The sequence below is a fragment of the Tunicatimonas sp. genome, from assembly GCF_049647865.1.
GTDB lineage: Bacteria > Bacteroidota > Bacteroidia > Cytophagales > Cyclobacteriaceae > Tunicatimonas.
In genome coordinates, this window is the sequence record NZ_JBARYM010000614.1 from 1 (window position 1) to 8,388 (window position 8,388).

General features: G+C 44.7%; 6 protein-coding genes. All 6 read right to left on the reverse strand.

Annotation, left to right across the window (positions count from 1 at the left end):
• Positions 1 to 179: 179 nt before the first annotated feature.
• Positions 180 to 1,280 carry a permease gene (locus WBA23_RS17985; protein WP_424583670.1) on the reverse strand — a complete coding sequence of 367 codons (1,101 nt, stop codon included), beginning with the start codon at positions 1,278 to 1,280 and terminating at the stop codon, positions 180 to 182.
• Between the two features lie 132 nt (positions 1,281 to 1,412).
• On the reverse strand, positions 1,413 to 2,624 hold the full coding sequence (locus WBA23_RS17990) for a pyridoxal phosphate-dependent aminotransferase (RefSeq protein WP_424583671.1): 1,212 nt from the start codon (positions 2,622 to 2,624) through the stop codon (positions 1,413 to 1,415).
• Positions 2,625 to 2,742: 118 nt separating this feature from the next.
• On the reverse strand, positions 2,743 to 3,102 hold the full coding sequence (locus WBA23_RS17995; RefSeq protein ID WP_424583672.1) for a hypothetical protein: 360 nt from the start codon (positions 3,100 to 3,102) through the stop codon (positions 2,743 to 2,745).
• Between the two features lie 63 nt (positions 3,103 to 3,165).
• Positions 3,166 to 4,647: a SusD/RagB family nutrient-binding outer membrane lipoprotein gene (locus WBA23_RS18000; RefSeq protein ID WP_424583673.1), complete on the reverse strand. Its 1,482-nt coding sequence runs from the start codon at positions 4,645 to 4,647 to the stop codon at positions 3,166 to 3,168.
• 5 nt (positions 4,648 to 4,652) lie between these two features.
• Positions 4,653 to 7,826: a SusC/RagA family TonB-linked outer membrane protein gene (locus WBA23_RS18005; protein WP_424583674.1), complete on the reverse strand. Its 3,174-nt coding sequence runs from the start codon at positions 7,824 to 7,826 to the stop codon at positions 4,653 to 4,655.
• Positions 7,827 to 8,277: 451 nt separating this feature from the next.
• On the reverse strand, positions 8,278 to 8,388 hold the full coding sequence (locus WBA23_RS18010) for a DUF554 family protein (RefSeq protein WP_424583675.1): 111 nt from the start codon (positions 8,386 to 8,388) through the stop codon (positions 8,278 to 8,280).

Below are 8,388 nucleotides of genomic sequence, written 5' to 3' on the forward strand. Positions count from 1 at the left end.
GAAAAAGTAAAGGTTTTAGATGTACTTCCATTCATGATAGACTCACGAGTGTACCAGCTTGATGATGACTAGAGATAGTTATTGAAGAAAAATCTAGCCTGCAAATTTTTCAATCCTTATTCGTAGCATCTGAAGTAAAGCAGTGTTTTACTTCGGTACCGACTGGCTCAGTAGAGACGTTACTGATTCACCATTTCGGGCTTTCCGCGAAAGATATGCAATAAGGTTGGGATTAAAGCTAATCCACCGAAAACCGCTACCATTGCTAGTAGGTTCGTAGGCGCGGCAAAGAAGTCACTAGCGGTACAGATACCAAGAATTAGCACCGTTGAAAACGGGAGAGAACAAGCCAGAATATTCATGGCAAAATCCAGATCAAAGGTTGGCTTATCAGCTCGTCCGCTAACCTCTTCCATTCCTCCTACTGCCGACATATGAGCAAACGGCCAGAAGCTACAGGCACTCTGCGGGAAGATGACAACTAATAATGCCATACCGAGACTTTGTACGGGTAATAGCAGCAACAAAACAGCACTGATGAGGAAAGCGATACTTGAACGAAGAAACAGTAGCGAAAAGATGGTGCGAGCCTGACTCCAGTCTAATCGGACGGAAATTCCAATAAATAACAATACTAAAGGGGTCATCATTAGGCTTAGGCGCTGGGCACTCATCTGGAAGAATTCAGGTAACGAACTGAACGAAAAACCAAAAGCCAGCATACTCAGTGCTACCAGTAACACCATATTAATTGGTTCTCTTACTAGCGAGAGCAACATGCCCTTTACTTTAGCACCCACCGGTTGATTTTCCATTTGGTGACGGCTATAGTACCAGCGCATTGCAATAAGGTACAGTAGTATCAGTCCAAAAACTTTATTACCTACATCAGCCAATGCAGCCATAGCCAGTGGTTCTTCGCCAAAATATTCCAGTATAAACGGAAAAGCTGATAGCCCGGGAGCCAGAGAAGGAATAAGCATTTGCATGGTGCGATGACGGGACGAACCAGCTTCTATACTCGGTTGAACCAAGTGCATTTTGCCCGCTAACCAAAACATGGTAAGGTTAAACCCAAGAGCCAGTAGAGGCACAATAGCCATTTCCCAGCTAAATTCAATTTTAAGTAGTGCAATAAAAATCGTAGCCGGAAGCGCGATGCTTAGAATAACAGTTTTTAGTCCGGCCTTCTGGTCTTTTCCTTTAATTTTAGATTGAAGCGAATAGCCCAGCAGAATCAGAACGACGAGTGATATGGTCTTTACAACAGCAGGATTCATAGACAGACATAGTAATAGCGGGAAACCTTTTTTAGCAGGTTTCTAAGTAGTTAATAAAACAGCTTGGGGAATGATGATTAATGACTAATGAATGATGAATAATCGTCATTCATTAGTCATTATTAGAATGGTTTATTTGCCTCCGGCCTGTACGGTTCCTTTATCGTGAACCTGGGCCAATGCCGAAGTAAATTGCTTCACTTCTTCCATTGTTCCCATACTCACGCGACAGTGGGGCTTATCAAAGATATTGTAGGTACGAATACCAATTCCTTTGTCCACCATTGCCATCATAAACTTCTCCGTAGGCATATCAATGGGGAACAAAATAAAGCTAGTGTACGACGGATACGGCTCAAAGCCTTGACTTTTCAGCTCGCCCATCACGTACTCACGGCACTCCTGGTTTAGCGTCATTGTCTTTTCCTGGAATTCAGTGTCAGCCATGCTAGCCATCGCCCCTTCCATAGAAGTTACGCTAATCCCCATTTCGGTACGGACCATATCTTTAATGGATTGTACTCGCTCGGGTTGCGCTACCATATAGCCAATTCGTAAACCCGCCATGCCATGTAGCTTGGAGAACGTACGGGCAATAATTACGTCTTTGCCTTCCTTAACCAAGCCAACCGCTGAAGTTATTTTAGGGTCCATCGCAAGCTCAATGTAAGCCTCATCAATAAAGATCGGAACCTTTTCAGCCACCTTACGGCTAAACGCCATAATATCTTCGGAAGGAGTAATGGTACCTGTTGGGTTATTTGGATTACAGATGTACACTAATTTAGATTCACTGTCCACCGCAGCGGCCATTGCATCAAGATCGTGAGCGAAGTCAGCTTTAAGTGGAATGTTTTTCCAAGTTGCGCCTACCGCCATTGAGGTCTTCACCAGTGACATATACGCCGGATCAGCCGAAATAACGTTACCCCCGTTCATACACTGCACTACGGCAGTTTTTTCCAGTATGTCAGTTGAGCCGGGTGCTAACAGAATATTCTCAGGTTTAACCCCTTCTTTTTCCGCTAACATCTCCTCCATTTTACGAGAGCTGCTGTATACGTAGCGGTTACCTTTGCTAGCACTTTCCGCAATCGCTTGAATTGCTTTGGGAGATGGCCCGTAGGGATTCTCGTTGGCTAGTAATCGCACCTTGATTTTAGAAAAATCGGGCGGAGCGATGTGGTACTCGGAAAGGTTATAAGCCCCTTGGTAGGGGGTCATCCCGAAGGCGGGTCGAGCCTGCACTTTGGGGAGTAGCGCGGGGGCGCTTACTAGCCCACCAGCAAATAGAGCTCCTTGTTTTAACCAATTTCTACGAGATGTCGTCAAATTATTACTCATTGTTAAGGTATTATAATTTTATGTTAGTCAAAAATAAGCATTCAAGCCCTAAATCAAAATTTTATTAGCCTTTAAAGCGAAAATGCTTACTACAAATTTTGCAATTAAGGTAAATTCTTTACTGAAAACGAAATCGCACCCCTTTATACTCACCTGTCCAAGCCAAATCGCTAGCACTTTGAACAACAATTGAACCCTCGGTATCGGTTGTGAAAGTACCAATGGATGTGCTACCGGAAAAAACCTCAATACTTAGGTTAGATATAGGCATAGAATCAATCCCAACATTCTGATCGAGAATTCCGGTTTTGTCTAATTCATAGAAGGTAGCTTGAATTTCGTCGGTTCCAACCGGATCGGTCACCAGTAATACAGGTGAGGCTACACGATCGAGCACTAGATCGGTTTCATCCTGGCAACTACTTAGCACTAGTAAAGTAGCTACCGATAGTAATGTAAGTTGAAATATGTTTTTCATAATTATTTTATTTTCATCATTAGAAAACCAGGTGAGAAGTTACCTCACCCGGTTTATTACTTATTATTCTACCCACCAAAGCGGGGTTTTCATATCGTCAGTACCGCCTAGTAAACTTTGGGCCGCTTCAACATTGGCCCCATTTAACGAGTACTCTGTACCGGGATATTCCAGACGAGTGGGTAGCACTCCGTCATTTTCAAATTGAGCGCGGGAATCAGCAGCAGGCATTACCGGAAAGCCGGTTCGGCGGTACTCGGTCCAGGCTTCTATACCCTGGCCAAATAAGGCGATCCACTTCTGAGTCATGATATTTTCTTTATTGGCAGCACCTGCCGTTCCAATATACCCATCAGGTACTGACAAACCGTACTGATCGAAGGCCGCTTCAATCCCTGCCTCGTAATAGGCCTGAGCATCTCCGCCGATATCGCCCTCCAATGCTGCTTCCGCCTTGACAAATAGCAGTTCAGCATAGCTCATGAGCACCGCGGGAGCGGTAGTGGTAGCAAATACATCCTGGTTAATTACCGCACTTACGCCGTTAAACGTGGTAGCAATCTCTCCGGGAAGTCCACTGGGGTGCCCGGTAATTATACCGTCAACTGCATCAATACCGGGGGAGGCGTACACTTCTAAGCGAGGATCATTCATCGCTTTTAGCTTATCTACCAGCGTACTGTTAATGTTCCAGTCGGTACGGCCCTGCTGCACCAAGATGTCGTTCCAAGGATTGTTGGTGGGTACGATGCCATACTCCAGTTGAGCAATTTCGTCGTTGCTCTCAATCATCGGATACGTAGCCGGGTCGCTGATCATCGCCTGCATTTCGGCAGCCGAGGAACTTACAATATGTGCTTGACGATTCAGTAGTTTGAAGCGAAGTGAGTTGAAAAACTTTTTCCACATTAAAACGTCACCACCGAACATAATATCACCCAGAACCCGGGGACCATCAGGATTGAGTAACATATTAGCCTGATCAAGGTCAGCGATAATACCAGCATAAACTGCTTCCTGCGAGTCGTATTCAGGTGAGTAGATTGGCTCCTCAGAAGTTCCGGCAACTGCTTGAGAGTATGGGATCGGTCCCCATACATCGGTTAGCAGTGAGAATCCCCACGCTTTCATTCCCAATCCAATAGCTTCGTAGTTAGGATTAGCGAACTCCGTTTCGGGAGCGGCTAGGGTTTGCACCTTATGAAAGTTGATCATCGCATCGGTGTAGAATACTTCCCAGTTGGTAATATTCACCGAGGGCTGCACATTGTAGTTATCCCCTTCGTTTTCGTAAATGTTACGGGTCAGGTAGCCAATCCACGACATTGCGTGGTCGAAGTTCAGCCGCTGGTTACGTACTTTGTTGCCCCAGTAGTTATCTACCGCTGTCTGAATAGCCTGGGGAAGAATATACTGAGGCGAAACGCTGACTGGCGCATTCGGATTGGTGTTAACCTCCTCAAAATCTTCGTTGCAAGCGGTAGAGGCTAATAGGAGCGTTCCGGCCAGCATCAGTGTTTTTATATTGAATATTGAATATCTCATGATTATTAAAATTTCAGGTTTACGTTGAAGCCGATGGAACGAGTACTAGGCAATTGACCGTAATTATACCCTAGGTCAGCACTACTGATTTCGGGATCCATATGGCGATTGTTACTGTGTAGAATCGCCAGGTTACGACCAATGACGGACAGGCGAGCCGATTGGAAGAATAGGTTATCGAACCACTTGGAAGGCAGTTGGTAAGAAACTGAGGCTTCTCTCAGCTTAACGTAGCTACCATTAAACACGGCGGCTTCGTGGTACTGTCGGCCACTGTGGTAGCGCATAAACGTTCGGGTAGAAACCACCACGTCGTTCGGCACAAACTGAGGATCACCGTCGGTTCCAATGTTCATCACCCCTTGACCAATAGTTCCTTCCTCCCGGCCAATCTCGCTTTCTTCGGTTACTCCGTTCTGACGCATCAAACTGGAACCCATATCGTAAATATCGCCCCCCTGCTTAATATCAATTAGGGCACTTACCGATAAGCCCTTGTAGCTTAGCGTATTCTGAATACCACCAATCCAGTCGGGCTGAATATTTCCTATCACGTGCTGACCAGGTAATGTTGTAGGAAAACCGTTTTCAAAAATAATTTCACCTGCATCGGTGCGAGCAAACTTGCGACCGTAAAGATTTCCGTACGCTTCGCCCACTCGGGCCTCCAACGAAGCTCCTCGGATACTCCATAAAGTCAGTGATTCTAAGCCATCAGCTAGTTCAAGAACTTCGTTACGGTTACGGGCAAAGTTGATACTAGCATCCCATGACAAACCACTAGGTAATTGAAAGATCGTTCCGGATAAAACAACTTCTAACCCTCTATTGACAATTTCACCGGCGTTCAGTACCCGGCTGGTGTAGCCCGAAGCTCGTGAAATATCTACTGCTAAGATTTGGTCGCGAGTAGATTGATTATAATATGTCACATCTAAACCAAGGCGGCCATTTAGGAATCGTAGATCAGCTCCCAACTCAATTCCGGTGGTAATTTCCGGGCGTAAAGTGGAATTGGCAATTTCGTTGTTTTCAGCAAATTTGGGAGTATTGCCATCCCATAGTCCTTCCGGTTCAAAGACCTGCTGAAGCATGTACGGGTCAGCATCGTTACCTACCTCGGCCCAACTAGCGCGTAGTTTAGCAAAAGATAAGAAGTCGCTCTGGACATCCAGCATATCGGTTACTACTGCACTTAACGATACGGATGGGTAGAAGAAAGAATTGTTTTCGGAAGGCAAAGTTCTCGACCAGTCGTTACGGGCCGTCAAGTCTAAGAAAAGAAAGTTCTTATAACCAAACTGAGTAGCCGCAAACAAGCTATTTACCACCGACTCTTCGGTACGGCTTTCGTTAAGGTTCGGGCTAGCACTGTTACCTAAGTTATATACTCCATCTACCGTTAAATCATTCACTTGGGCAAAAACCCGGTCGTATTGGTTGGTACGACGAACTCCCCCAAACTGTCCCGTTACGGAAAAGTCGCCGAAGGTTTTGTCTAGCGACAGAATCATATCGGTATTGGTTTCCTGCCGAGAAAGTCGCTCCTCAGCGTAACGCCCGGCTCGGAAGGCAAAGCGAGTTCGTGCGTAGCGCTGTACATCTACTCGCCGGTCGCTCCAAACGTCCGTTCCCGAACGCACCATCAAGTTCAGCCAATCATTAAATTCGTAGTTCAGGCTAATGTTACCCAGAAAGCGATCTTTCTCATTAGGGTTCACCATTGTCTGCTGCCAGAAGTATGGATTGGTAAAGTACAGATGCTGCCAGTTAGGTGGCTCATCGTTTCCTTCAGGTTGTATATGTACCCCTTCGTAACCTCGGTAGTTCTCCAGTCGGTTAAAGTCTACCTGACGATGATGCCAAATGAAATAGGTAGCACTTAGAAAGTTCCTGTTTTCGGCGCCCGACTTAATGTACTCACCCATGGCGGTCACCTTCAATTTATCGGTAAAGTTGTATTGAGAGTTGAGTCGAAAGTTGTTACGGTAATAATCCGTATTATGGGCAATTCCGGTTTGGTCAATTCGTCCGATAGACAGACGGAAAGAACCATTTTCGTTGCTGGCACTGAGGGCTACGTTAGCATTCGTGGTTTGTCCGGTTTCCCACCATTGGTCCCAATTGTCGGGATTAGGCACAAACGGAGCAGTTTCGGTACCCGTATACCACTGGCGAATCTCGCGGCCATCCATGGGGGAACCCCAGCTTTCATCAGTACCCATTGTTCCTTTAAAACCATCCACTGTTCCACTCCAACCGTCGGCATACCAAGAATTACCTGATCCACCGCCATAGGTATTCTGAAAGCGAGGCTCTACCAGCGGACGATCAAAAGTGGTGCTAACGTTTACGTCCACTCCTAATCCTTTCGTTCCCTTTCCGGACTTGGTAGTTATCAGAATAACTCCATTGGCGGCGCGGGAACCATAAAGAGCGGCCGCATTAGGCCCCTTCAGCACACTCATTTCAGCAATATTATTAGGATCAATCTCGGAGATTCCCCCGCCGTAGCGTTGATTATCTTCTCGTTCGCCACCGGTAGCATTAGAGGTTTGCTGCATCGGAACCCCGTCAATCACCACTAATGGTTGGTTATTTCCTCCTACCGACGAAAATCCCCTAATGACAAACTCGGGTGAGCCGCCGGGGGAACTGTTAGTGGAAACTTGCAAACCAGCTACTCGGCCCGAAAGATTGTTAACCACACTTTGGTTGGGGACTTGGGCTAACTGCTCACCCCCCACTTCTTGCACTGAATAACCTAATGCTTTCTTTTCCCGCTCGAGGCCAAAAGCGGTAACAACCACTTCAGAAAGTTGCTCTATATTAGTAGTCATACCTACATTGATGGTTGATTGATTACCAATCTTAACTTCTTTAGTTTCTAACCCGATAAAGGAGAAAACCAGTGTTTTGGCTTTAGAACTAATAGCTAGTGAGTAGTTTCCGTCAACATCAGTAATTGTTCCGTTAGAAGTTCCTTTCACTATAACGTTGACCCCGGGCAACCCGCCTTGATCTTCCGCTGAAGCAACTTTTCCGTTGAGCGTTCGGTCTGGCGAGACCCGGTCTTGTGCCCATGCATGGGTCGATAGTAAAAGTGCCATTATACCCCAACCAACTCCAATATGAAATCGGAAAGGATAGCCAACAATAGTTGTAAAATTAATCCTCATAGTTTAGCAATTTGTAGTGAGTAATTCGTTTATAGATAGAAAGAGAATTGAATATAAATCAGAATATTATATTGAAGTAATACAAAATAACAATAGAAGTTTGTTATTGAAAACTCTTTTGCCAAATCTATGCGATTAAATAGCTAATGTCAAAACTAAATTTTGATTAGTGCGTTACACACCAAACGAAAAAACTTTTTATATGATAATTACCGAATATTAACACTACACTACTAAGTATTATAGAGGATTTATAAAAATTCACATTTATTTTTGAAAATTCTTTAACAAAAAAAATTTCGCTTTTCGGTAAATATTTTTTAAGAATTAAGTTTCCGCTGTCAAAAGCCGTATCAAGGAAAGAGGAATATGCGGAAAGAAAGAAAAGTAAAGATGGTAGCTACGTTTTCTAGATAAATATTCTTCGGTGGGTTGAAGCCTATATTTACTTCTAAAAGAATTTACCGATTAATATTGTGAGTAGTATAACAATAAACAGCGCGGGTAACATGTTCGTAATACGAATTGATTTTATTTCCAGCAGATTAATACCTAACCCTAT